The sequence below is a fragment of the Virgibacillus oceani genome (assembly GCF_041521345.1).
Classification (GTDB): Bacteria; Bacillota; Bacilli; order Bacillales; family Amphibacillaceae; genus Virgibacillus_N; species Virgibacillus_N oceani_A.
On sequence record NZ_JBGOHB010000022.1, the window covers coordinates 45,131 to 68,256 of the forward strand.

The 23,126-nt window shown below is 40.0% G+C and carries 21 protein-coding genes; 16 read left to right on the forward strand and 5 right to left on the reverse strand.

Annotation, left to right across the window (positions count from 1 at the left end; genetic code table 11):
• The first annotated feature begins 1 nt into the window (after position 1).
• The 8 genes from ACDX78_RS15665 (at position 2) to ACDX78_RS15700 (ending at position 8,592) form a co-directional block, all read left to right on the forward strand.
• A complete protein-coding gene (locus ACDX78_RS15665) occupies positions 2–901 on the forward strand; it encodes a bifunctional enoyl-CoA hydratase/phosphate acetyltransferase (protein WP_486029096.1) in 900 nt (299 codons plus the stop codon).
• Positions 902–920: 19 nt separating this feature from the next.
• A complete protein-coding gene (locus ACDX78_RS15670; RefSeq protein ID WP_486029097.1) occupies positions 921–2,018 on the forward strand; it encodes a Glu/Leu/Phe/Val family dehydrogenase in 1,098 nt (365 codons plus the stop codon).
• Between the two features lie 29 nt (positions 2,019–2,047).
• Complete coding sequence (gene buk, locus ACDX78_RS15675; protein WP_486029098.1) at positions 2,048–3,133, forward strand: butyrate kinase; 1,086 nt, start codon at positions 2,048–2,050, stop codon at positions 3,131–3,133.
• Between the two features lie 12 nt (positions 3,134–3,145).
• Positions 3,146–4,567 (forward strand): dihydrolipoyl dehydrogenase, encoded by a 1,422-nt coding sequence (gene lpdA / locus ACDX78_RS15680; protein WP_486029099.1) that lies wholly within the window; start codon positions 3,146–3,148, stop codon positions 4,565–4,567.
• A gap of 134 nt (positions 4,568–4,701) precedes the next feature.
• The gene (locus ACDX78_RS15685; RefSeq protein WP_486029100.1) at positions 4,702–5,694 is read left to right on the forward strand and encodes a thiamine pyrophosphate-dependent dehydrogenase E1 component subunit alpha; all 993 of its coding nucleotides are present in this window, start codon (positions 4,702–4,704) and stop codon (positions 5,692–5,694) included.
• A gap of 15 nt (positions 5,695–5,709) precedes the next feature.
• Positions 5,710–6,693 carry an alpha-ketoacid dehydrogenase subunit beta gene (locus ACDX78_RS15690; protein ID WP_486029101.1) on the forward strand — a complete coding sequence of 328 codons (984 nt, stop codon included), beginning with the start codon at positions 5,710–5,712 and terminating at the stop codon, positions 6,691–6,693.
• 19 nt (positions 6,694–6,712) lie between these two features.
• Positions 6,713–8,005 (forward strand): dihydrolipoamide acetyltransferase family protein, encoded by a 1,293-nt coding sequence (locus ACDX78_RS15695; protein ID WP_486029102.1) that lies wholly within the window; start codon positions 6,713–6,715, stop codon positions 8,003–8,005.
• Between the two features lie 155 nt (positions 8,006–8,160).
• On the forward strand, positions 8,161–8,592 hold the full coding sequence (locus tag ACDX78_RS15700; RefSeq protein ID WP_486029103.1) for a BrxA/BrxB family bacilliredoxin: 432 nt from the start codon (positions 8,161–8,163) through the stop codon (positions 8,590–8,592).
• A 221-nt stretch (positions 8,593–8,813) separates the two neighbouring features.
• Here ACDX78_RS15700 and prli42 read toward each other — a convergent pair whose 3' ends face one another.
• Entirely contained in the window at positions 8,814–8,930 is a 117-nt protein-coding gene (gene prli42 / locus ACDX78_RS15705; protein WP_486029104.1) for a stressosome-associated protein Prli42, read from the reverse strand.
• Positions 8,931–9,056: 126 nt separating this feature from the next.
• Here prli42 and ACDX78_RS15710 point away from each other — a divergent pair, with 126 nt between their 5' ends.
• The 5 genes from ACDX78_RS15710 (at position 9,057) to ACDX78_RS15730 (ending at position 15,590) form a co-directional block, all read left to right on the forward strand.
• The gene (locus ACDX78_RS15710; RefSeq protein ID WP_486029105.1) at positions 9,057–10,697 is read left to right on the forward strand and encodes an acyl-CoA mutase large subunit family protein; all 1,641 of its coding nucleotides are present in this window, start codon (positions 9,057–9,059) and stop codon (positions 10,695–10,697) included.
• Between the two features lie 11 nt (positions 10,698–10,708).
• Positions 10,709–11,533 carry a methylmalonyl-CoA epimerase gene (gene mce, locus ACDX78_RS15715; RefSeq protein WP_486029106.1) on the forward strand — a complete coding sequence of 275 codons (825 nt, stop codon included), beginning with the start codon at positions 10,709–10,711 and terminating at the stop codon, positions 11,531–11,533.
• Positions 11,533–13,080 carry an acyl-CoA carboxylase subunit beta gene (locus ACDX78_RS15720; RefSeq protein WP_486029107.1) on the forward strand — a complete coding sequence of 516 codons (1,548 nt, stop codon included), beginning with the start codon at positions 11,533–11,535 and terminating at the stop codon, positions 13,078–13,080. Before mce ends, ACDX78_RS15720 begins: the two co-directional genes overlap by 1 nt.
• A gap of 35 nt (positions 13,081–13,115) precedes the next feature.
• Positions 13,116–14,243 carry a M20/M25/M40 family metallo-hydrolase gene (locus ACDX78_RS15725; protein ID WP_486029108.1) on the forward strand — a complete coding sequence of 376 codons (1,128 nt, stop codon included), beginning with the start codon at positions 13,116–13,118 and terminating at the stop codon, positions 14,241–14,243.
• Positions 14,244–14,339: 96 nt separating this feature from the next.
• Positions 14,340–15,590 carry a DNA polymerase IV gene (locus ACDX78_RS15730; protein ID WP_486029109.1) on the forward strand — a complete coding sequence of 417 codons (1,251 nt, stop codon included), beginning with the start codon at positions 14,340–14,342 and terminating at the stop codon, positions 15,588–15,590.
• A 232-nt stretch (positions 15,591–15,822) separates the two neighbouring features.
• Here the strand turns inward: ACDX78_RS15730 and ACDX78_RS15735 are convergent, their stop codons facing one another.
• From ACDX78_RS15735 to ACDX78_RS15745, 3 genes are all read right to left on the reverse strand, one after another.
• A complete protein-coding gene (locus tag ACDX78_RS15735) occupies positions 15,823–17,193 on the reverse strand; it encodes an aldehyde dehydrogenase (protein ID WP_486029110.1) in 1,371 nt (456 codons plus the stop codon).
• 118 nt (positions 17,194–17,311) lie between these two features.
• Entirely contained in the window at positions 17,312–18,226 is a 915-nt protein-coding gene (rnz, locus tag ACDX78_RS15740) for a ribonuclease Z (protein ID WP_486029111.1), read from the reverse strand.
• 212 nt (positions 18,227–18,438) lie between these two features.
• Positions 18,439–19,179 carry a glycerophosphodiester phosphodiesterase gene (locus ACDX78_RS15745; RefSeq protein ID WP_486029112.1) on the reverse strand — a complete coding sequence of 247 codons (741 nt, stop codon included), beginning with the start codon at positions 19,177–19,179 and terminating at the stop codon, positions 18,439–18,441.
• A 141-nt stretch (positions 19,180–19,320) separates the two neighbouring features.
• Between ACDX78_RS15745 and ACDX78_RS15750 the strand changes: the two genes are divergently transcribed.
• The 3 genes from ACDX78_RS15750 (at position 19,321) to ACDX78_RS15760 (ending at position 22,079) form a co-directional block, all read left to right on the forward strand.
• Entirely contained in the window at positions 19,321–20,952 is a 1,632-nt protein-coding gene (locus ACDX78_RS15750) for a M20/M25/M40 family metallo-hydrolase (RefSeq protein WP_486029113.1), read from the forward strand.
• 173 nt (positions 20,953–21,125) lie between these two features.
• Positions 21,126–21,899, forward strand: coding sequence for an MBL fold metallo-hydrolase (locus ACDX78_RS15755; RefSeq protein WP_486029114.1), 774 nt, complete (start codon positions 21,126–21,128; stop codon positions 21,897–21,899).
• The gene (locus ACDX78_RS15760; RefSeq protein WP_486029115.1) at positions 21,900–22,079 is read left to right on the forward strand and encodes a hypothetical protein; all 180 of its coding nucleotides are present in this window, start codon (positions 21,900–21,902) and stop codon (positions 22,077–22,079) included.
• 77 nt (positions 22,080–22,156) lie between these two features.
• On the opposite strand, the gene ACDX78_RS15765 is transcribed toward ACDX78_RS15760, so the two are convergent.
• Positions 22,157–23,071, reverse strand: coding sequence for an aldo/keto reductase (locus ACDX78_RS15765; RefSeq protein ID WP_486029116.1), 915 nt, complete (start codon positions 23,069–23,071; stop codon positions 22,157–22,159).
• Between the last annotated feature and the right edge of the window lie 55 nt (positions 23,072–23,126).

The window sequence follows — 23,126 nt, forward strand, 5'->3', positions numbered from 1 at the left end:
GATGAATACATTAGCTGCTGTAAAAGAAAAAGTAAAGCAAGGAAAACATCATATTGCGGCTGTGGCCAACGCTGCGGATGAACAAGTATTGCAAGCAGTAAAAATGGCTGCAAAGGAAAAAATATGCGGCTTTTTATTGTTTGGCAACGAAACAGATATAGCGATTATAGCAGATATTATAAACTTGGATATCCATACCCCGGAAATAAGTATTAAACATACGAAAACAAAAGAAGAAAGCGCAATTGCAGCAGTGAAATCCGTTTATAGAGGCGAGGCACAAATATTGATGAAAGGAAATCTGTCCACAAAAGATTTAATGAAATCTGCATTAAACAAAGAATACGGTTTGCGGACAGGAAAAGTACTTTCACATGTGGCACTGTTTGAGATACCAAGTCAAAAAAAGCTTTATTTTCTCACCGATGCCGGAATGATTATCTCTCCAACAATCGAAGAAAAAGCTGAGATCATAAAGAATGCAGTACAGATAGCACATGCTGTTGGTATTGAATTACCGAAAGTAGCTGCCCTGGCTGCAGTGGAATCAGTGAACCCTGCTATGGAAGCCACTGTAGATGCGGCCGCTTTGACGCAAATGCAGAAAAGAGGACAAATTACCGGGTGCCTTGTAGATGGACCGCTGGCTTTTGATAATGCAGTTTCTTTAAAAGCAGCGAGTCATAAAGGGGTTCATTCAGAGGTGGCAGGGAAGGCTGACATATTATTGGTTCCTTCCATTGAAACAGGGAATGCATTATACAAATCATTTGTCTATTTTGCCGGTGCAAAAGTAGCAGGTATCATCAGCGGAGCAAAAGCGCCGATTATTGTAACATCAAGAGCTGATGCTGCTGAAGATAAATTATACTCAATAACATTAGCATTAATTTCTGCTTAAAAGTACTAGGAGGATGAAAATGGAAATATTTACTTATATGGAGAAATTTGATTATGAACAGCTTGTGTTTTGCCAAGATGAAAATTCAGGTCTAAAAGGAATCATCGCCATTCATGACACGACACTGGGACCTGCACTTGGCGGGACAAGAATGTGGACTTACGATTCCGAGGAAGAAGCAATTGAAGATGCTTTACGGCTGGCAAAAGGGATGACATACAAAAATGCAGCTGCCGGTTTGAATTTAGGCGGCGGAAAAACAGTTATCATCGGCGATCCGAGAAAAGATAAAAACCCTGAAATGTTCCGTGCTTTTGGAAGGTATATCCAAAGTTTAAACGGACGGTATATTACAGCAGAAGATGTTGGTACAACAGAAGAGGATATGGATCTTATCCATATGGAGACAGATTTTGTCACAGGAGTTTCACAGGAAGCACAAGGTTCTTCTGGAAATCCATCACCTGTAACGGGTTATGGCATTTATAAAGGAATGAAAGCTGCAGCGCAAGAAGTATATGGAAACGAATCGCTGGAAGGAAAAACTGTAGCAGTTCAGGGTGTCGGCAATGTGGCATACGCACTTTGTGAGCATCTGTATGAAGAAGGTGCAAAAATTATTGTAACGGATATAAATAAAGAGGCGGTAAATCGAGCTGTAGAAGCATTTCAGGCAAAAGCTGTTGATCCGGATGAAATTTATAAGGTTGACTGTGATATATACGCACCTTGTGCGCTGGGAGCAACCATTAATGATGAAACGATTCCTAAAATACAGGCTAAAATTATTGCTGGTTCGGCAAATAATCAATTAAAAGAATCGAAACATGGGGATATTATACATGAAAAAGGAATTTTATATGCGCCTGATTACGTAATCAATGCCGGCGGCGTTATAAATGTTGCGGATGAATTAAATGGTTATAATCAGGCAAGAGCAATGAAAAAAGTAGAAACCATTTACGATAGCTTGAGTAAAGTATTTGAAATTGCAAGACGGGATCATATTCCCACACATGTGGCTGCCGACAGAATGGCAGAGGAAAGAATTGCTTCAATGAAAAAATCGAGAAACCATTTTTTATTGGACAATCATCATATTTTAAGCAGAAGGTAATACCGGCTTAATCAACGGAGGTTTGCACTTTGCAATCAAAATACCGAAATCTTGTCATTAATCCTGGTTCAACATCAACAAAAATAGGCGTTTTTGATAATGAAAATTGCATATTCGAAAAATCAATACGACATAAATTGGAAGACGTCAAACAGTTTATGCATATCATTGATCAATATGAATTTCGGAAAAATATCATACTCGAACAATTGGATTACGAAGGGATTAATATCTCCAAACTAGATGCGGTTTGTGGAAGAGGCGGCCTACTGCAGCCGATTGAAGGTGGTACATATGAGGTTAATGAGGCTATGCTTTATGACCTCCGGATTGGGTTTAACGGCGAACATGCGTCCAATTTGGGCGGGATCATTGCACAGGAAATAGCTTCAGGACTTAATATTCCGGCTTATATAGTAGACCCCGTAGTCGTTGATGAACTGTCAGAGTTTGCCCGCTATTCCGGTGTTCCGGATATTCCAAGAAAAAGTATCTTTCATGCTTTAAATCAAAAGGCTGTTGCCAGAAGAGCAGCAGAAGATTTGCATGTAAATTATGATCAAATTACTTTAATTGTGACTCATATGGGTGGAGGAATAACAGTTGGTGCTCATAATAACGGGAAAGTAATTGATGTGAATAATGGCCTTCATGGGGACGGTCCTTTCTCTCCCGAGCGTGCAGGAACCGTTCCTGCAGGGGATTTAGTTTCATTATGCTTTTCCGGTCAGTATTACAGGGATGAAATTATGAAAAAACTAGTTGGCCAAGGTGGGTTAATGGCATATCTTAAGACGAATGACGCCGTTGAAGTGGAAAGTCGCATTAAAACCGGGGATGACAGTGCAAAGCAGGCATACGAAGCAATGGCATACCAGATTGCTAAAGAAATAGGTTCCATGAGCGCTGTGCTCGGAGGAAAAGTAGACGCCATTGTGTTGACAGGCGGACTTGCTTATGGGAAGAAATTTGTAGAAATGATAACAGAACGGGTTAATTGGATTGCAGATACGCTTGTATATCCCGGTGAAAATGAATTGCAAGCCTTAAATGAAGGCGTCTTACGGGTGCTCAGAAAAATAGAAAAACCAAAAATATATCCAAACAACACGTAGGGAGTGAGTTGTATGGCAAATAATTATGATCTCGTAATACTTGGAGGCGGAACCGGCGGCTATGTTGCTGCCATCCGGGCCGCACAATTGGGAATAAAGGTTGCCATTGTAGAAAAAGGGGCGCTTGGAGGTACTTGTTTACACCGTGGCTGTATACCATCAAAGGCATTACTGAGAAGTGCTGAAGTGTTCAGGCAGACAAAAGAAGCGGAATCGTTCGGTGTTGTTACTGAAGCACCTTCGATTAATTTTACCAAAGTACAGGAGAGAAAAAACAACATCATTCAAAAATTACATCAGGGCGTTCAGGGATTAATGAAGAAAGGGAAAATTGATGTATATGAAGGGTTTGGCCGCATACTAGGCCCAAGTATATTTTCTCCTATGCCGGGAACTATTTCCATTGAATATGAAAATGGGGAAGAAAACACGATGCTTGTTCCAAATAATGTGCTAGTGGCAACTGGTTCTAAACCAAAATCACTGCCCGGATTAGAATTGGACGGCGATCTAGTGATGAGTTCCGATGATGCACTGGAAATGGAGTCTTTGCCTGAATCAATAATTATTATTGGCGGAGGCGTGATCGGCATAGAATGGGCTTCGATGCTGGCAGACTTTGGTGTAGCAGTGACTGTCATTGAATACGGTGAGCAAATTTTGCCAACGGAAGATGAAGCGGTCGCCAAAGAAGTTGAAAAGCTATTGAAAAAAAGAGGTATCACCTTTGTTAAGGGAGCGAAAACATTAACAGATACACTATCCAAAGAGCAAGGGATTTCCGTTGATGCTGAAGTTAACGGAAAGACAGAAAGTTTTCATGCTGAAAAAATGCTAATCTCCGTTGGCAGGGAAGCTAATACAAAAAATATCGGCCTGGAAAATACTGATATTGTTGTGGAGAAAGGCACCATACAAACAAACAACTTTTATCAGACAAAAGAATCGCATATTTATGCGATTGGTGACGTGATTGGCGGAATGCAGCTGGCACATGTAGCTTCACATGAGGGAATAACGGCTGTAGAACATATGGCAAATCAGGAACCATATCCAATCGATTATAACAATGTTCCTTCGTGTATCTACTCCAGTCCGGAGGTTGCCAGTGTAGGTATGACTGAAAAGCAAGCTAAAGAAAGCGGGTTTGATATAAAAACTGGAAAATTCCCATTTCAGGCTGTTGGAAAAGCACTGGTTCACGGAGAAGCAGATGGATTTGTAAAAATTATTTCAGATAAAGCGACACAGGATATTCTGGGAGTGCATATGATCGGCCCTCATGTAACAGATATGATTTCAGAAGCCGGGCTTGCTAAAGTACTTGATGCATCCCCTTGGGAAGTGGCTCATTCGATACACCCGCACCCGACGCTATCTGAAGTGATGGGTGAAGCAGCATTAGCTGTAGAAGGAAATCAAATTCACGGATAAATGAGTAAAAGGCAAGCCCTGTATAGCGGCACACAAACTGAACCCGATTCGCTATCGCTGGGCATGGCTATTCTAAAATCACCCGCAGCTTCAACATTTTTATAAGTTCTAAGCAAAAAAAGGAGGGGACTTTAATGTCAAATAATCGCCATAAAGACTTAGGTTTGTTAGATGATCAAGTATTGGAAATGTATAAAACCATGTTATTAGCCCGAAAGCTTGATGAAAGAATGTGGCTGTTAAACCGGGCGGGAAAAATACCATTTGTCATTTCTTGTCAGGGACAGGAAGCGGCACAGATTGGAGCATCCTTTGCAATGGACCGTGAAAAAGATTATACAGCGCCGTATTACCGGGACCTGGGTGTTGTTTTAGCATTCGGAATGACTGCTAAAGAAATCATGCTTTCCGGATTTGCCAAAAAAGAAGATCCAAACTCCGGGGGACGGCAGATGCCGGGACACTTTGGGCAGAAAAAGAACAGAATTTTAACAGGTTCTTCTCCAGTAACTACACAGCTGCCACACGCAGTTGGTGTTGCCCTGGCCGCCAAGATGGAGAAAAAGGACTTTGTTTCCTTAGTAACACTGGGAGAAGGTTCTTCCAACCAGGGAGATTTCCATGAAGGCTTGAATTTTGCCGGCGTGCATGATTTACCGGTAATAACCATGGTTGAAAACAACAAATACGCTATCTCTGTTCCGATTGAAAAACAACTTGCCAGTGAAACGGTTGCAGACCGCGGACAAAGTTACGGAATGCCTGGCTTTACGGTAGATGGAAATGATCCATTGGCAGTGTATGAAGCTGTTAAAGCAGCGAGGGAACGCGCGGTCAGTGGAGATGGACCAACATTAATAGAAGCAATAACCTATCGATTAACTGCACACTCAAGTGATGACGACGACCGACTGTACCGTGAAAGTGATGAAGTGGAAGAAGCAAGAAAAAATGATTCCATCATCACTTTTGCAGCCTATTTGAAAGATAATGGAATTTTAACAGAGGAATCGGAAAAGGAACTGCACGCGGAGATCAGTGACTTAGTTAATGATGCGACGGAATACGCGGAAGAAGCTCCGTATGCTGAACCTGAAGAAGCACTGAAATTCGTTTACGAAGAGTGAGGAGGGGGTTTAATCATGCCAGTAATGTCTTATATACAGGCAGTTACAACTGCTTTAAAAGAAGAAATGACACGAGATGAAAAAGTTTTTATACTAGGCGAGGATGTAGGAAAAAAAGGCGGTGTATTTCGTGCCACAGATGGGTTACATGAAGAATTCGGGGAATACCGGGTGTTGGATACACCACTTGCTGAATCTGCCATAGCAGGAGTCGGTATTGGAGCAGCCATGTATGGGATGCGGCCGGTAGCGGAGATGCAATTCGCTGACTTTATTATGCCCGCTGTGAATCAGATAATTTCCGAAGCGGCAAAAATTCGTTATCGCTCCAATAATGACTGGAATGCTCCGATTACTATACGCGCTCCGTATGGGGGTGGAGTTCATGGTGCACTATATCATTCCCAGTCGGTTGAATCTGTTTTTGCCAATCAGCCGGGACTGAAAATTGTAATGCCGTCTACACCGTATGATGCTAAAGGATTATTAAAAGCTTCCATTCGTGACAACGACCCGGTGCTTTTCTTTGAACATAAACGAGCTTACCGATTGTTGAAGGGAGAAGTTCCGGAGGATGATTACGTTCTTCCAATCGGTAAGGCCGATGTGAAACGGGAAGGATCGGATGTAACCATCATTACTTATGGTTTATGTGTCCATTTTGCACTACAGGCAGCAGAAAAACTGGCTGAAGAAGGAATTGACGCACATATTTTGGATTTAAGAACTGTTTATCCTCTAGACAAAGAAGCAATTATTGAAGCGGCAAAAAGAACTGGTAAAGTGCTACTAGTAACGGAAGATAATAAAGAAGGGAGCATTATTAGCGAGGTAGCAGCTATCATTGCAGAAAACTGTCTATTCGACTTAGATGCTCCCGTTCAACGACTGGCTGGGCCTGATGTCCCTGCAATGCCATACGCACCGCCAATGGAGAAGTATTTTATGGTGAATCCGGATAAAGTGGAAAAAGCAATACGCGAACTAGCAGAATTTTAAATGAAGGAAGGTGTTCAAAGTGGCAAAAGAAAAAATCAACATGCCTCAACTGGGTGAGAGTGTAACAGAAGGAACGATCGAGTCATGGCTTGTAAGTCCAGGAGATAAAGTTAATAAATACGATCCTATTGCTGAAGTTATGACAGACAAAGTAAATGCGGAAGTTCCTTCATCCTATACTGGGCTTATTAGTGAAATTGTAGCACAGGAAGGGGATACGATCGCTGTAGGCGAGTTAATGTGCTACATAGATACAGAAGATAGTTCAGGCGGTACTGCATCTGAAAAGGATAAAGACACCGGTGAGTTGGATGAGAAGCAAGCCGGTTCAGCAGAACAAAAGACAGCCGAGCCGGTGAACGAAGATCAATCAATGAAAAAGCGTTACTCACCTGCTGTATTAAGCATGGCCCAGGAAAATGACATTGATCTTGAACAGGTTAATGGTACTGGTCTTGGCGGCAGAATTACTAGAAAAGATATTGAAAAAATTATTGAAACCGGGAAAATTCCAAAAGCAGAAGAAGCAAAAGCACAGCCGGAACCTGCAGCTGAGGCACCATCCGTTCCAAAACCGGCAGCCTCAGAAGCACCGAAGCAAACAGCTCAAACCGGAGATGTGGAAATTCCGGTCACCGGTGTCCGCAAAATGATTGCCCAGAACATGGTACGTTCCAAACAGGAAATACCACATGCCTGGATGACAGTGGAAGTCGATGTAACCGACCTTGTTAATTTCAGAAATGGAATAAAAAATGACTTTAAGCAAAAAGAGGGATATAGCTTAACCTTCTTCTCCTTTTTCGTAAAAGCAGTGGCACAGGCGTTGAAAGAGTATCCTGAATTAAATAGTACATGGGCAGAAGATAAGATTATCCAGAAAAAAGACATAAATTTGTCCATTGCCGTAGCAAAAGATAATGAATTGTTTGTACCTGTTATCAAGCATGCCGATGAAAAAAGCATTAAGGGAATTGCACGTGATATAAATGAACTGGCAGCCAAAGCAAGAAATGGAAAATTAGCATCCGATGACATGCAAGGCGGTACATTTACAGTAAACAATACAGGTTCATTTGGTTCCGTTCAGTCTATGGGAGTAATTAACCATCCGCAGGCAGCCATTTTACAAGTTGAATCCATTGTGAAACGCCCTGTTATTTACAATGATATGTTCGCAGCGAGAGATATGGTCAATTTATGTTTGTCACTTGATCATCGGATTTTGGATGGGCTTGTTTGTGGAAAGTTTTTAAGCAGAGTAAAAGAAGTTCTGGAAAATATGAATAAAGATACGACAAATATTTACTGAATTTCACATTACGTGTAGACTTTTTAGTAATGAACCATAATGCCCTGTATATCTGTATAAAGAAATCAATATCAATAAATTGAAAAATATAATAAAAATTGATATGCTGAAATAGAGGTTTACTATACTTAGTCAAATAAGGGGCTGAAATATATATGGATTTCAACTTATTCATGAATGATGTTGTGGATGCAGCCAGAAAAGATATAACAGAAGCAGGTTATAGAGAGCTAACAACGCCTGACGAAGTTGATGAGGCACTGACACAAAAGGGTACCACTTTAGTAATGATTAATTCTACATGTGGCTGTGCTGGTGGAATCGCCCGTCCTGCAGCTGCAAATTCAATCCATTATGATAAAAGACCGGATCACCTGGTAACAGTATTTGCAGGCCAAGATGCCGAAGCTACTGAAAAAGCACGGGAATACTTTGAAGGATTTCCGCCTTCTTCACCATCATTTGCTTTTATGAAAGACGGTAAAATTGTGACAATGCTGGAGCGCCATGATATTGAAGGTTTCAATGCGATGGATGTAATGGATAAACTTCAGCAGGTTTTTGACGAACATTGTGAAGAAGTTTAAATAATGGTGAGGCTGTCTCTATGGAAATAGGTCAGCCTCCTTTTATTCAATGCTTGAATTGTAATACATAATCATTAAATGAAAGCATCAAACAGTATCATAACTACGACATTTTACTAGAAATTTATTAAGATTTTCGAAATTTAAACGTATACATTATATCGTATTTTTCCAGTGGAAAGAATAAAAAGACTGGCAGTTCCCAGTCTTTGTCATTTTTACTATATAAACATTGCTAAACCAGCAGTCAGAGATGATAGCAGCATTGCAATAATCATGATATAAATAATTATTCTCGTTCTACGTTCGCGTTTTGATGATTTTTTGGATGATGCCACAATTAAATCCTCCTTTAGTACAGCTTACTACTTGTATTCTATCGTGAAAATGAAAGATGAACAAGTATAAAAAGAAAAATAAGGAGAAATTCATGTAATCTTAATAGCATATGGAGGTAAAAACTAATGAGTGAGAGAGAAAAAAATCAGAAAAAAGCATGGGAAGATGCTGTTGATTCGGTAATTAAGCGCTTTCCAGAAAGAAAAGAAACATTCACAACCTCTTCAGCTATCGAGGTAGAACGGTTATATACCGGAAAGGAAGATAGTGAGAATGCTGAATATCCGGGGCAATATCCATACACAAGAGGAATACAGCCGACAATGTACCGGGGCAGATTCTGGACCATGCGGCAATATGCCGGTTTTGGCTCTGCTGTAGAAACCAATAAACGATTCCGTTATTTACTCGATCAAGGGCAAACAGGGCTTTCTGTTGCTTTTGATTTGCCTACCCAAATTGGATATGATTCAGACGACAGTATGGCGGAAGGGGAAGTAGGTAAAGTAGGCGTTGCCATAGATTCTCTAGATGATATGGAGAAACTGCTGGATCAGATTCCACTGGATAAAGTAAGCACATCCATGACGATAAACGCACCTGCATCCGTTTTATTATGTATGTACATAGCTGTTGGCGAAAAACAGGGTGTCCCTCTAGAGAAGCTTACGGGCACAATACAGAATGATATTTTAAAGGAATATATTGCTCGCGGTACATATATTTATCCGCCGAAGCCGTCGATGCGATTGATCACCAATATTTTTGAATACTGTCAAAAAAATGTTCCAAAATTTAACACGATCAGTATCTCCGGCTATCATATCCGGGAAGCTGGTTCTAATGCGGTTCAGGAAGCAGCATTCACCATTGCAAACGGAATGGCTTACGTTGATGCTGCTTTGGAATCGGGACTTGACATAGATTCATTTGCGCCAAGACTGGCTTTTTTCTTTAATGCACATAATAACTTTTTTGAAGAGGTGGCAAAATTCCGAGCCGCCAGAAGAATATGGGCAAAAATTATGAAAGAGCATTATCAAGCAAAGGATCCAAAAAGCTGGAAAATGCGTTTTCATACACAAACAGGCGGTTCTACATTAACTGCACAGCAGCCTGACAACAACATAGTAAGGGTCACATTACAGGCGCTGGCTGCAGTTATGGGAGGTACACAAAGTTTGCACACAAATTCACGCGATGAAGCTTTATCATTACCGACGGAAGACTCTGCCAGAATTGCACTTAGAACCCAGCAGATAATTGCCCATGAAAGCGGTGCAGCGGATACGATAGATCCATTAGGCGGCTCCCATTATGTGGAAGCACTAACCGATAAACTGGAAGAGGAAGTAAATGCCTACTTGGAACGAATTAAAGATATTGGCGGAGCAGTCCAGGCAGTAGAAGAAGGGTATATGCAGCGGGAAATTCACCAAAATGCCTATGAAATACAGAAGAACATTGAAAATGAAAAGGAAATCATCGTGGGGTTAAATAAATTTACACTGGATGAAGAAGTAGATCCGGATTTGTTAAAAGTGGATGAGACTTTAGAAAACGCACAAATACAAGGTATCAACAATATACGAAAAGAAAGAAATCAGGATAATGTAAATAATGCACTGGAAACACTCCGAAAAAATGCGAACAAACCTGATAGCAACTTGATTCCGTATATTTTGGATGCAGTTAAAGCTTATGCCACCATCGGAGAAATTTGTAATGTAATGCGTGAAGAATTCGGCGAGTACACAGGGATTTAAGGGGGATAATTATGGCAAAGATTCGAGTATTAGTAGCAAAACCGGGACTGGATGGTCACGATCGGGGGGCATTAGTCATTTCACAGGCATTGAGAGATCATGGCATGGAAGTAATATATACCGGACTGCGCCAATCACCGGCACAAATTGCGCAGGCAGCAGTTCAAGAAGACGTGGACGTTATTGGTTTATCCTCTTTATCAGGAGCACATAAATCGCTTTTTCCAAAAGTGATCGATGAACTGGCCAAGAAAAACGCGAGTGATATTCCGGTCGTTGGCGGCGGGGTTATACCGAGTGAAGATATTGCATTTTTACTTGAAAGCGGAGTTAAAAAGATTTTTACCAGCGGCGCTTCCACTCAAAGTTTAGCTAATTATATCGAGGAATTAATTGATCCAAAACAAGCATCGTTGCCTGCACCTGAGAAAATTTCCCATATCGGGATTGCAGTGGAGAGCATCGATGCTGCATTACCTTTTTACACCGACACCTTGGGATTAAAACTGGAGGGTGTTGAAAAGGTTGAATCTGAAGCAGTGAAAGTAGCCTTTCTAAAAATTGGTGAGACAAGGTTTGAATTATTGGAACCATTAAATGAAAACTCTCCTATTCAGCAATATATTAATAAAAAAGGAGAAGGAGTTCACCATATCGCTTTAGAAATCAATGATATAAACGAACGACTTAATAAGTTAAAATCTGAAGGTATAAAATTAATAAATGATAAACCAAAGCTGGGCGCTCACAATAGCCAGATAGCTTTTATTCATCCGAAAGCTGCAGGCGGTGTACTGTATGAATTATGTGAGCATGGCAGTGGAGGTGAGGAATAATGGATATATTTGATAAAATTAATGAACTATATGACAAGCGAAGAAAGGTAGAACTCGGCGGTGGGGATGAACGGATAGACAAGCAGCATGAAAAAGGAAAACTGACTGCAAGGGAACGGCTCGATTATCTGCTTGATGACGGGACTTTTGTTGAACTGAATCCATTTATTGAACACCGCGTTTCCGATTTCGGCATGAACAACAACTCCGCAAAAGGAGAAGGAGTTGTTACCGGATACGGAAAGATAGACGGGAAACCCGTTTATCTTTTTGCCCAGGACTTCACTGTATATGGTGGTGCCCTTGGTGAAATGCATGGGAAAAAAATAGCCGCAGTAATGGATTTGGCAGCAAAAAACAAAGTACCTTTTATCGGTTTAAATGATTCAGGGGGCGCCCGGATTCAGGAAGGTGTCTCCTCATTGGACGGGTATGGTCAAGTCTTTTACCGCAACTCGGTATATTCTGGCGTCATACCGCAAATTTCAGTCATTATGGGACCAAGCGCTGGTGGGGCGGTATATTCTCCGGCCATCACTGATTTTGTCATTATGGTGGAAAAAACATCACAAATGTTTATTACCGGGCCAAAGGTGATCGAAACAGTTACCGGGGAAAAAATAACATCTGAGGATTTGGGCGGTGCTGCTATTCACAATTCAAAAAGCGGAAATGCCCATATCAAAGCTGCAAATGAGGAAGAAGCATTGGATGCCGTTCGGAACCTGCTATCTTATTTACCGGCCCATTTTGAGGAAAAAACGGAAATGAAAGACGCACAACAAGAAGACGATGAACGTCCTGAACTCACGGAAATTGTCCCGTTTAATGCAAGAAGTCCCTATGACGTGAAAAAAGTGATTCAAGAGGTAGTGGACAAAGATAGCTTTTTTGAAATACATGAAAACTTTGCGAAAAACATTGTCGTTGGCTTTGCCAGAATAAAAGGAGAAACAGTCGGACTTGTATGTAATCAGCCAAAATACTTAGCAGGCGGGCTTGATATTAATTCAAGTGATAAAGCTGCCAGATTTATCCGTTTCTGTGATTCTTTTAATATCCCGCTCATTACCTTTGAAGATGTAACAGGATTTTTCCCAGGGATTAAACAGGAGCACGGCGGGATTATCCGACATGGTGCAAAGATTCTGTATGCTTATTCAGAGGCTACCGTGCCAAAAATAACGGTAATAACAAGAAAGGCTTATGGCGGTGCTTATGTTGCCCTGAACAGTAAATCGATTGGTGCTGACCTGGTTTATGCCTGGCCAAATGCAGAAATTGCGGTTATGGGACCGGAAGGGGCGGCAAATATTATATTTGCTAAAGAGATTGCAGAAAGTGAAAATCCAGAACAAACTCGACAGGAAAAAATTGACACATACCGTGAAAAGTTTGCAAATCCATACGTAGCTGCAGGACTTGGTATGGTCGATGATGTAATTGATCCAAGGGAAACACGGATCAAGCTTATTCAAGCGCTGGAAATGCTGTTTAATAAACAGGAGGATAGACCGAACAAAAAGCACGGTAATATCCCTTTATAATGAGGCACGTTACTTTTAAAAACGGAGGATTAGTTATGGCAGATGTGAATCAGGAAAGACTGATTGATGAATTCATAGAGCTCGTACAGATAGATTCGGAAACGAAGCATGAAACTGAGATTGCAAAGGTATTAACAGGTAAATTTACAAAACTTGGACTTGATGTAATAGAAGATAAAAGTAAAGAAAAAACTGGACATGGTGCCGGAAATTTAATTTGTACCTTAAAAGGAAATAAAAAAGATGCAGATCCAATTTATTTTACTTCACACATGGATACTGTGGTTCCTGGCAAAGGAATTAAGCCGATGATTAAAGATGGCTATATCACTTCGGATGGATCCACTATTTTGGGCGCGGATGATAAAGCGGGTATAGCCGCAATACTTGAAGCTATTCGAATAATTAAAGAGAACGAAGTAGACCATGCGGATATTCAGTTTATTATCACAGCCGGAGAAGAATCCGGGCTGGTCGGAGCTAAGGCATTAGATGCTTCACTTATAAATGCAGCATATGGCTATGCCTTAGACAGCAACGGAAAAGTCGGTGAAATTATCGTTGCAGCACCAACACAAGCAAAGCTTTGGACCATAATGAAAGGCAAGACAGCCCATGCCGGGGTCGCTCCGGAAAAGGGGGTTTCCGCCATTACACTTGCTGCAAAAGCAATTGCAAAAATGCCGCTTGGCCGTATCGATGAAGAAACCACTGCAAATATTGGCCGTTTTGAAGGCGGAAAACAAACAAATATCGTAGCAGATCATGTCGAAATCCTTGCTGAAGCCCGTTCACTGGATCCAAACAAAATGGACAAGCAGGTTCAAAAGATGAAAGAAGCCTTTGAACAAACAGCAGAAAGTTATGGAGGTTCGGCCGAAGTTACGGTTCAGCTTATGTATCCGGGGTATAAACAGAAAGCAGGTGATCACCTGGTCGAAGTGGCCAGTAGAGCGATAAAATCCATTGGCCGTGAAAGTAAACTGGTTAAAAGCGGAGGCGGAAGCGATGCTAATATTATCGCGGGTCATGGCATCCCAACCGTTAATTTAGCTGTTGGCTATGAGGAAATTCATACGACAAACGAAAGAATGCCCGTGGAAGAACTCGTAAAAATAACAGAATTGGTTACTGAAATTATCAAAGAAGCTGCAGGAAATTAATATGTTGTATATCCCTTTGTCGGCATCTGTAACAAAGGGATTTTTTGTTTTATGCTATAATGGGACTATAATCATCCTAATAAAGGGCGTCTTGTCATGAACCAGCAGAATACAAAGGGACCCAGAGTGATATTTCATATTGATATGAATAGTTTTTATGCTTCCGTTGAAATGGCCCATAATTCTAAATTGAAAGGAAAGCCTTTGGCAATAGCAGGGAACCCTGAAGAACGAAGGGGTATTATCGTTACAAGCAGCTATGAAGCAAGGGCAAAAGGAATCAAAACGACGATGAATTTGTGGGAAGCAAGAAAATTATGTCCTGAATTAATTGTTATGAGACCAAACTTTGATCGGTACAGAGCTGCTTCGAAGGAAATATTTAAAATGCTTTCTGAAATTACACCATTTGTACAGCCTGTTTCGATTGATGAAGGCTATATGGATGTAACAGAAAGTCTTATGTACGGAAATCCATTGGAAATTGCATATCAACTCCAGCAAAGTATTTTAAAAGAATTAGATCTCCCGTGCAGTATTGGCATTGCTCCTAATAAATTTCTTGCCAAAATGGCTTCTGATATGAAAAAACCAATGGGGATTACTGTAATGCGGAAAAGGGAAATACAAAAAATACTCTGGCCGCTCGCAGTTGAGGAAATGTATGGTGTCGGCGAAAAAACTGCAATCAAATTAAATAAGATCGGGATAAAAACAATTGGTGATCTGGCAAAAAAAGACGTTTATGACTTAAAACAGCTACTAGGCATAAATGGGGAACGTTTGCAGAATAGAGCGAACGGTATAGATCCAAGGGCAGTCGACCCGGATGCTATTTATGAATTTAAGAGTATTGGCAGTTCACAAACACTGCCCGCTGACACTGCAGATGACAGAGAAATTCAAAAATTAATGCAGGAGCTTAGTGAAAATGTCCAGAGGCGGTTAAAGAGGAAAGAGGCAGCAGGGAAAAGTGTCCAATTAATGATTCGGTTCCATGATCGCAAAACGATTACGAGAAGTAAAAAACTCGCAAGCTACATTGATACAAAAGAAGAAATACTTCACGTGGCCAATGAACTGCTTGAAACTCACTGGGATCATGAACCAATTCGGCTACTCGGGATTACGGTTCAGGATATAAATGAGAAACAGCATATCGGAAAGCAGCTGGATTTATTTACCTATGAACAAGAGCAGGATAAAGAGAAACTATACTTTGCGATTGAAGATTTAACAAAAAAATATGGAAAAAACCCTTTTAAACAATTGAAAAATGACGACTTTTCAGATGACCAGCCAAGGACTAGCTTTCAAAAAGACTTTTTGGATGATTTTAAAAAATAATTGCTGTTTTCGTATAGTTTGTTGCTATTCCACCCGCAACCCGAATACACTTCGCTTTTGAGGGCAGCAGATGAGACCCTGCAAGGGCGTTAGCCCGAGGATGCTCACCACTCCCCTCAAGGAAAGCGAAGTATATTTCTGGAGCGAGTTTTAAGCGTTAATTATTATTGTGCGGATTTTCCTTGATAAAAATACATTTGTCCCAGCCTCGTTCCATACTCGGCGAATTCCGCTATTTCATTAATTTTTTAACGACGGATTGGGACAGCTTACCTCCGGGATAGCGAAATGGCAGATCGAATTTGGTCGTTTGTTTTAAAATACTCTTACTATGGGAAAACGTATCGAAGCTGGATTTTCCGTGATATGCGCCCATACCGCTGTTACCTATTCCACCAAATGGCAGGTGCGGGTTTGCCAGATGATAGAGCGTATCATTAATACTGCCACCGCCAAAAGATAAATATTGAATAACTTGTTGCTGTGTCTTCCCGTTTTCACCAAAGTAATAGAGTGCTAATGGCTTTTCTAAAAGTTTAAGTCTTTCTACAGCCTCTGCAATATCCTGAAAAGTGAAGACAGGCAAGATCGGACCGAAAATTTCTTCCTGCATGATCTCATCTTCCCAGGATACCGTATCTAGAATAGTAGGCTCAATCATCAGATACTCCCGGTCCACGCTGCCTCCGTGCAGAATAGAACCGCTATTCAAATAATTTTCAAGGCGGTCAAAATGGTTTTGATTTATAATTTGTACGTAGTCTTTATTTTTTAACGGTACTCTCCCGTAAAAAGACTTTATTTGTTTTTTCATCTCTTTCATAAGCTTAAATTTAACTCTATCATGAACGTAAAGAAAGTCAGGAGCTACACAGGTTTGACCGGCATTCGTAAATTTTCCCCAGACAATACGTTTAGCGGCAAGCTGGATATTGGCATCTTTATCAACAATGGCTGGACTCTTTCCTCCCAGTTCCAATGTCACAGGTGTAAGGTGTTTACTTGCTTCCTTCATAATTATTTTGCCAACAGGGGTGCTGCCGGTAAAAAATATATAATCAAAGCGCTGTTTCAGCAGCTTTTCACTTACATCCTTATCCCCTTGAACTACCTTTACAAAAGAGGGGTCGAAAGTTTCCTTTATCATTTCTTCTAAAATAATGGAAGTTGCCTTTGCATATTCGGAAGGTTTAATGATTGCACAGTTTCCTGCAGCTATGGCACCAATTAAAGGTGCCAGTGCAAGTTGCAAAGGATAATTCCATGGTGAAATGATCAAACAAACACCATAAGGTTCCTTAAAAATATAGTTTTTTGTTCCTTTATGCGTCAATGGCGCGTTAACTTTTTCCGGCTCCATCCACTCTCTAAGATGTTTTATGGCAAAATCAATCTCTGTGTAAAGAAGCCCCAGCTCTGTCGTTAATGTTTCATGCTTAGATTTGTTTAAATCAATTTTCAAGGCATCATAAATGTCTGTTTCATATTTTTTTAGCATTTTTTTCAGTGATTGCAATTTTTCTTTGCGAACAGAATATTCGATGGTATTGCCATTCAAGAAAAAAGATCGTTGATTATTGACTAATGTTTCCACTTCCTCCATGTCTACCTCTCCTCTTGTTTATGCAGTCTGTGTATTTCCATCTGAAGAAACTGTATCATGATAGATTTCTGTCTTTAAGTTTAGTGTAAAGCCAAGTTTGTAAACGACGTATCCTGGTTTATACATTAAACTGAAAGTAGTCGTCGGCAAGCTCTGTGTTGGGAAAAATATGTTTAGCTTCCTGTAATAGAGATTCGTTGTCCTCATTTTGATAGCGTGATGAAATATGCGTTAGTATAAGGTGTTTGCAATTGTTCTTTTTTGCGAGATCTGCTGCCTGGCTCGCAGTTGAGTGAAAATATTTATGTGCTAAAGCCCTGTTTTCATCATTAAATGTAGATTCATGCACAAGTATATCAGAATCCTTAACAAACGTGTTAAACGCCGCTGATGAACGTGTGTCACCTAAAATGGTAATAACTTTCCCCGATTTCGCAGGGCCAACCACATCTTTTCTATTAATAATTGTCCCATCTTCCAGCGTAACTTGCTCGTTTTCTTTTATTTGCTGATAGAGGGGGCCAGGCTGAATACCGATGTTTTTTAATTTCTCAACAAGTAACTTTCCTTGTTTATTCTTTTCCACGATTCGGAACCCGTAAGAGGGGATTTTATGATCCAGCTCTTTTGTATACACGGCAAATCTTTCATTTTCAAATAAAAGCCCTTCCCGTATTTCTTCTATTTCCAATGGGTATTTCAAATTTGTCCTGCTTAACCGAAGCGCTGTTTCTGTATATTCTTTAATCCCCTTTGGACCATAAATCGTTAATGTCTTTTCACCGCCTTGAAATGAACGGCTGCTTAATAACCCCGGCAAGCCGAAAATATGGTCTCCATGCAAATGGGTAATAAAAATCTTAGTTATTTTCCCCGGTTTTATAGATGTATGGAGAATTTGATGCTGTGTTGCTTCTCCACAATCGAACAGCCATATACTATTAAACTCCTGCAATAGTTTTAATGCAATAGATGATACATTTCTTTCCTTCGAAGGAATTCCTGCACCGGTACCAAGAAAAAAAAGTTCCATTTCTAGTCCTCCAAATCATTTACTTACATCCCCGTTTATACTGTCTGGGTGCTTTAAGCGTATCTTTTCTTCAACTTGAATACTTGTAGTAATCAATCTTACAGCTCCTGTTATCTTATTTAATGCTTGTTTTTACAATTTTATTTTAAAGTAGCTGAATAAAATATTATTGGTGAAAATAGTTTTGACATAAAACTCCTTCTAATAAGTAATTACTGTATGTAGTTTCGGATTGTCTGTGCTTTATCCGGGACATCTGTAAATATCCCTTCAACCTGATGTTTCAAACAGCGGATAATTCGTATTTTTCTATTTACAGTATAGACTCTAAGTGGGGTGTTTTTTTGTTTGCTTTCCTGTACGAGTGCTGTGTTTAAGAGCCTGTATTTCACATGTACGGCATTACCCCCTAGCCGTTGTGTATGATCTATTAAATTTTCGAGTCTTTTTGAGGTAAGAAAGGCAATTTCGATATCGGTATTATATCTTTTTAATCGTTTTATGCTGTTTGGATTAAATGTAGATATTGTGGTACGATTTAGTAACTGATAGTGATAAATCATTTCATAAACAATACTTTCCAAATGTTTATAGTCAATTTTATTATTTTTCAGCTCTATATTTAAATACAACGGTTTATTTTCAGCCCATTTGAGAAATTCATGTAACGAGAGAATACGAGTTCCTTTAAACTTTTGTGCGAACCAGCCCCCTGCATCAAGGTTTTTCAACTCTTTATAGGTGAGGTTTTTTACATATCCATTTCCATTTGTGGTCCTTTTCACATGCTCATCGTGAATTAAAACAGGAACATCATCTTTTGTCAGCTGTACATCCGTTTCAATTTCCTCCACCCCCATCTTATATGCTAGGTCAAAAGCGGGCATGGTGTTTTCAGGTGCGTATTTGCTGGCGCCGCGATGGGCGATTATTTTTGTTTTCAATACTTTCACCTCTTTTATGATTGTGATTTATTTATGGAAAAAAGTCAATTTTATTAGACACTCGACTGCTTTATGTTAGCGGAAGCTTTAGCACCGGAAAAGAGATTTGCATTTATACATGTAATTTATACCCATCAAGGAGGAATGACAATGAATGAATGGCAGACAAAGGATGAACTCACGGATCTATTATGTTCTCTTGTACAATGCCAGAGCATAACGGACTCAGAAGCAGAAATTGCAATGGCTGAAAATCTTCATTCCCTGCTGGTCCAGAAATCTTACTTTAAAACAAATCCAGACCATTTAAAACTTCACCCGCTTCATGATGGACGAAGACTTATTACAGCGCTCGTAAAATCTGCAGCCGATACAAAGGAAACAGTCATTTTATTAAGCCATTTTGATGTTGTCGGCGTGGAAGACTATGGATCTTTAAAAAACCTCGCATTCCAGCCAAAAGAGCTCACTGAAGAGATAAAAAACAGCATCGATCAAATGCCCAAGACAGTCCAGTATGACATGGAAAATGGTGACTGGTTATTTGGCAGGGGAACAATGGATATGAAAGCAGGTCTTACAATTCATCTCTCCATATTGGAAAAAGCAATGGATGGTCAGTTTGACGGCAACATTCTTTTGCTGAGTGTCCCGGATGAAGAAGTGAACTCGAAAGGGATGCTGGAAGCTTTGCCTGTACTCGATCAAATCAAAAAGGAGGAGGAGCTTACTTATAATGCATGTTTAAACAGCGAACCTTCCTTCAGCAAATACCCGGGTGATCCGAATTACTATATATATACTGGTTCGATTGGAAAAATACTGCCGGGTTTTTATTGTTATGGAAAAGAATCCCATGTAGGGGAACCTTTTTCCGGCATTAATCCAAATCTAATGAACAGTTTCCTGTCCCAGGAGATCGAACTTAATGAATCATTTATTGAAAAAATGGGGGATGAAGTAACGCCTCCGCCGGTCAGTTTAATGCAACGGGATTTAAAGGATGAATACTCTGTACAGACCCCACAGGCTGCAGTTTCCATGTATAATGTGCTGTATCTAAAACAAACAGTTAAAGAACTGAATGATAAATTACTAAAAGGTGCTGAAGAAGCAGCAAAAAAAGCAGACGCGTATGTACAGAAAAAAGCAGCTAGCTTTCAAAATAACGTCCCTGATTTTTCCTTCCCTGTTTCCAACGTGAAAGTTATGATGTTTGAAGAGTTGTATGCTGAATCCGTAAAGCAATACGGGGAGGAAGAAATAAAGCGCAGGCAAAACCTGCTCGTGAGTCAGCGGGATAAAGGGGATCGCGATTTTTCCACGCTGCTCGTACAGGATTTGGCTTCTTTGTGCAAGGACATAGCTCCGATGATTGTATTATTTTATAGTCCGCCGTTTTACCCTTCAGTATCATCTTACAATGATCCGTATATAAGAAATATAATCGATCATATACAGCAATATTCCAAAACCATGCATAATATTAACTTAACGGAAGCAGCGTATTTTACTGGTTTATCCGATTTAAGTTTTATTGGCACACCATCTGCTGAAAATAAGCTGGAGAAGCTTACAAATAATCTGCCGTTACAAAATAATGGCTTCGTTTTACCGGAAGATGTCATGGAACAACTGACAATGCCGGTACTGAATATCGGCCCGCTCGGAAAAGACCCCCATCAATGGACAGAACGGCTGGAGGTCACTTATAGTTTTAAATATCTGCCTGACATATTGAAAGAGACAATAGAACAATTGTTTCACCAGAAAAACTTGTAATGCTGGCAGGGTAGGAAGAGAGAATTTTACCTATCAGCAAAAAAACAAGATCTACAGAGATTTTAAGGCTTATCACTGCGGCGATAAGCCAGTTTTATTTCATGACAAATTTTTGAATCAGGTGTAAAATAACAGATGAACTGAATGAGCATTCACTTTTTGGGGGAACTTACATGAAAGATACAATCAGCCAGATTACTATCCCAACACCATTTGCTGTTGGGGACACACATATGTATTTATTAAAAGGAGACAGATTATCACTGATTGACGCAGGTACAAAAACGAGGGAAGCATGGGAAGCGTGCTTGCGGCAATTAAAAGAACTCGGTTATTATCCCACTGATATTGAACAAATTATTTTGACGCATCACCATCCGGATCATATTGGTTTAATTGAACAATTTCCTCGTGCGGAAAGTATTATTGCCCATAAAAATGTGGATTTGTGGCTAACGAGAAATGAACTTTTTTTCCAGCGGTACATAGATTTTTTAAAATATTTTTTTGTTGCCGGTGGGATACCGGAATATTTGCACGGATTTCTTGATCATATTCGCAAGCCATTGGAATTTTCCGGAAAAGGAAAACTGACTTCCGTACTTGAAGAAGGTGATTATTTACCGGGACATGAAGATTGGAAGGTCATTGAAACAACAGGGCATGCGCAAAGCCATTTATCATTTTTTAGAGAAGGTGACGGCGTGTTTATTGCAGGGGATCATTTATTGTATCACATTTCACCCAACCCGTTATTGGAGCCACCTGCCGACCCGGCAAAGGAACGCCCAAAACCCATGCTGGATTATCGAAACAACTTAAAAAAATGTTTACAGTTAGGGATTAATACTGTTTTTCCTGGGCATGGGGAGGTTTTCAACAAACCTGAAAAGATTATACCAAAACGTTTCATAAGCCAGGAAAAACGTGCCGACAAGGTATTTTAATTGCTGAACAAAAAGTCCCAAACACCTTTTGAGATTTGTCATGAGATTTTTCCGTCCCAATATGAAAAACAAATTGACTTAACTATGTCAGAGACGATCGGGCAGCTAGACTATCTGGAGGATGAAGGACTAATTGGAAAAACGATGGAGGGTAAATTGTTATACTACTATGCGAAGTAGTTGAAGTTTTTAAACCCTCTTTGCATTAAGTAATCAGGAGATGACGGAAGAGGCCGTCATCTCCTGATGATGCAATGCTATCGATGCTGCTCATATTTGTTAAGTTGGGTGATTTGCTGCAGCTGTACGTATGTTTCATTGTCCAACGGATTTTCAAAATCACCTATGATATTTTCCTGTAATTGTTCTTCTGAACTCGCACCAAAAACCGCAGTGGCTAAAGCGGGATGTTTAAGAACATATTTTAATGAAAGTTCGTTTAAATCGTTTGCTCCTAGACTTTTTAATTTATTATATACACTTCTCAACTCCTCTTGAGTATACTCTAAAAATCCCTCTTTCCCTTTGTTTTCTATGATCAAAGGAGCATGATTGCTTAACATTCCTTTTGCTAAAGGTCCCCGAGCAAGGACACTAATGCTGTTGGCATGCAGGAGATCCAGCATTTCTTCTTCCGGTCTCCTGTCAAGCAGGCTGTACTGCATCATAACCGCATCTATATTTGATTTATTTATATATTCCCGAATAACATTGGGGCGAATGGAGGAGATCCCGTAGGCGCGAATGATTCCTTCTTTTTTTAAATCTTCAAAAGCAGCAATGGATTCATCTATGTTATCCTCTATTGTTCCCCCGTGGAGAAGATAGAGATCGATATAATCCGTCTGCAGCCGACTCAGACTATCCTTTATACCATTTTTTATATGTTTTTCTGACGGATCCCAATACCAGCCTCTTTTATCTTTATTAAAATGATTGCCAACCTTTGTTGTTAATATCATATCCTTTCTTCTTGAATTGATCGCCTCACCAACGATCTCCTCATTCAATCCAAAATCGTATAAATCAGCTGTATCAAGGTGGTTAATGCCTTTTTCCAAGGATTTTTCAATAATATTAGCAGCTATTTTCTTGTCAGTTCCAAGAGACATGCAGCCAAGCGTTAATGCACTGACGTAAATATCCGACTTTCCCAATTGATTTTTTATCATAAGTTAAGAGCCTCCATTACATTTTTTAGCTTGTTCTTATTGTAAGAATACCAGC

Coding starts and splice junctions, on each gene's coding strand:
- ACDX78_RS15665 (WP_486029096.1), top strand. CDS start 2: ATGAATACATTAGCTGCTGTAAAAGAAAAAGTAAAGCAAGGAAAACAT.
- ACDX78_RS15670 (WP_486029097.1), top strand. CDS start 921: ATGGAAATATTTACTTATATGGAGAAATTTGATTATGAACAGCTTGTG.
- lpdA (WP_486029099.1), top strand. CDS start 3,146: ATGGCAAATAATTATGATCTCGTAATACTTGGAGGCGGAACCGGCGGC.
- ACDX78_RS15685 (WP_486029100.1), top strand. CDS start 4,702: ATGTCAAATAATCGCCATAAAGACTTAGGTTTGTTAGATGATCAAGTA.
- ACDX78_RS15690 (WP_486029101.1), top strand. CDS start 5,710: ATGCCAGTAATGTCTTATATACAGGCAGTTACAACTGCTTTAAAAGAA.
- ACDX78_RS15700 (WP_486029103.1), top strand. CDS start 8,161: ATGGATTTCAACTTATTCATGAATGATGTTGTGGATGCAGCCAGAAAA.
- ACDX78_RS15710 (WP_486029105.1), top strand. CDS start 9,057: ATGAGTGAGAGAGAAAAAAATCAGAAAAAAGCATGGGAAGATGCTGTT.
- mce (WP_486029106.1), top strand. CDS start 10,709: ATGGCAAAGATTCGAGTATTAGTAGCAAAACCGGGACTGGATGGTCAC.
- ACDX78_RS15720 (WP_486029107.1), top strand. CDS start 11,533: ATGGATATATTTGATAAAATTAATGAACTATATGACAAGCGAAGAAAG.
- ACDX78_RS15725 (WP_486029108.1), top strand. CDS start 13,116: ATGGCAGATGTGAATCAGGAAAGACTGATTGATGAATTCATAGAGCTC.
- ACDX78_RS15730 (WP_486029109.1), top strand. CDS start 14,340: ATGAACCAGCAGAATACAAAGGGACCCAGAGTGATATTTCATATTGAT.
- ACDX78_RS15735 (WP_486029110.1), bottom strand. CDS start 17,193: ATGGAGGAAGTGGAAACATTAGTCAATAATCAACGATCTTTTTTCTTG.
- rnz (WP_486029111.1), bottom strand. CDS start 18,226: ATGGAACTTTTTTTTCTTGGTACCGGTGCAGGAATTCCTTCGAAGGAA.
- ACDX78_RS15750 (WP_486029113.1), top strand. CDS start 19,321: ATGAATGAATGGCAGACAAAGGATGAACTCACGGATCTATTATGTTCT.
- ACDX78_RS15755 (WP_486029114.1), top strand. CDS start 21,126: ATGAAAGATACAATCAGCCAGATTACTATCCCAACACCATTTGCTGTT.
- ACDX78_RS15765 (WP_486029116.1), bottom strand. CDS start 23,071: ATGATAAAAAATCAATTGGGAAAGTCGGATATTTACGTCAGTGCATTA.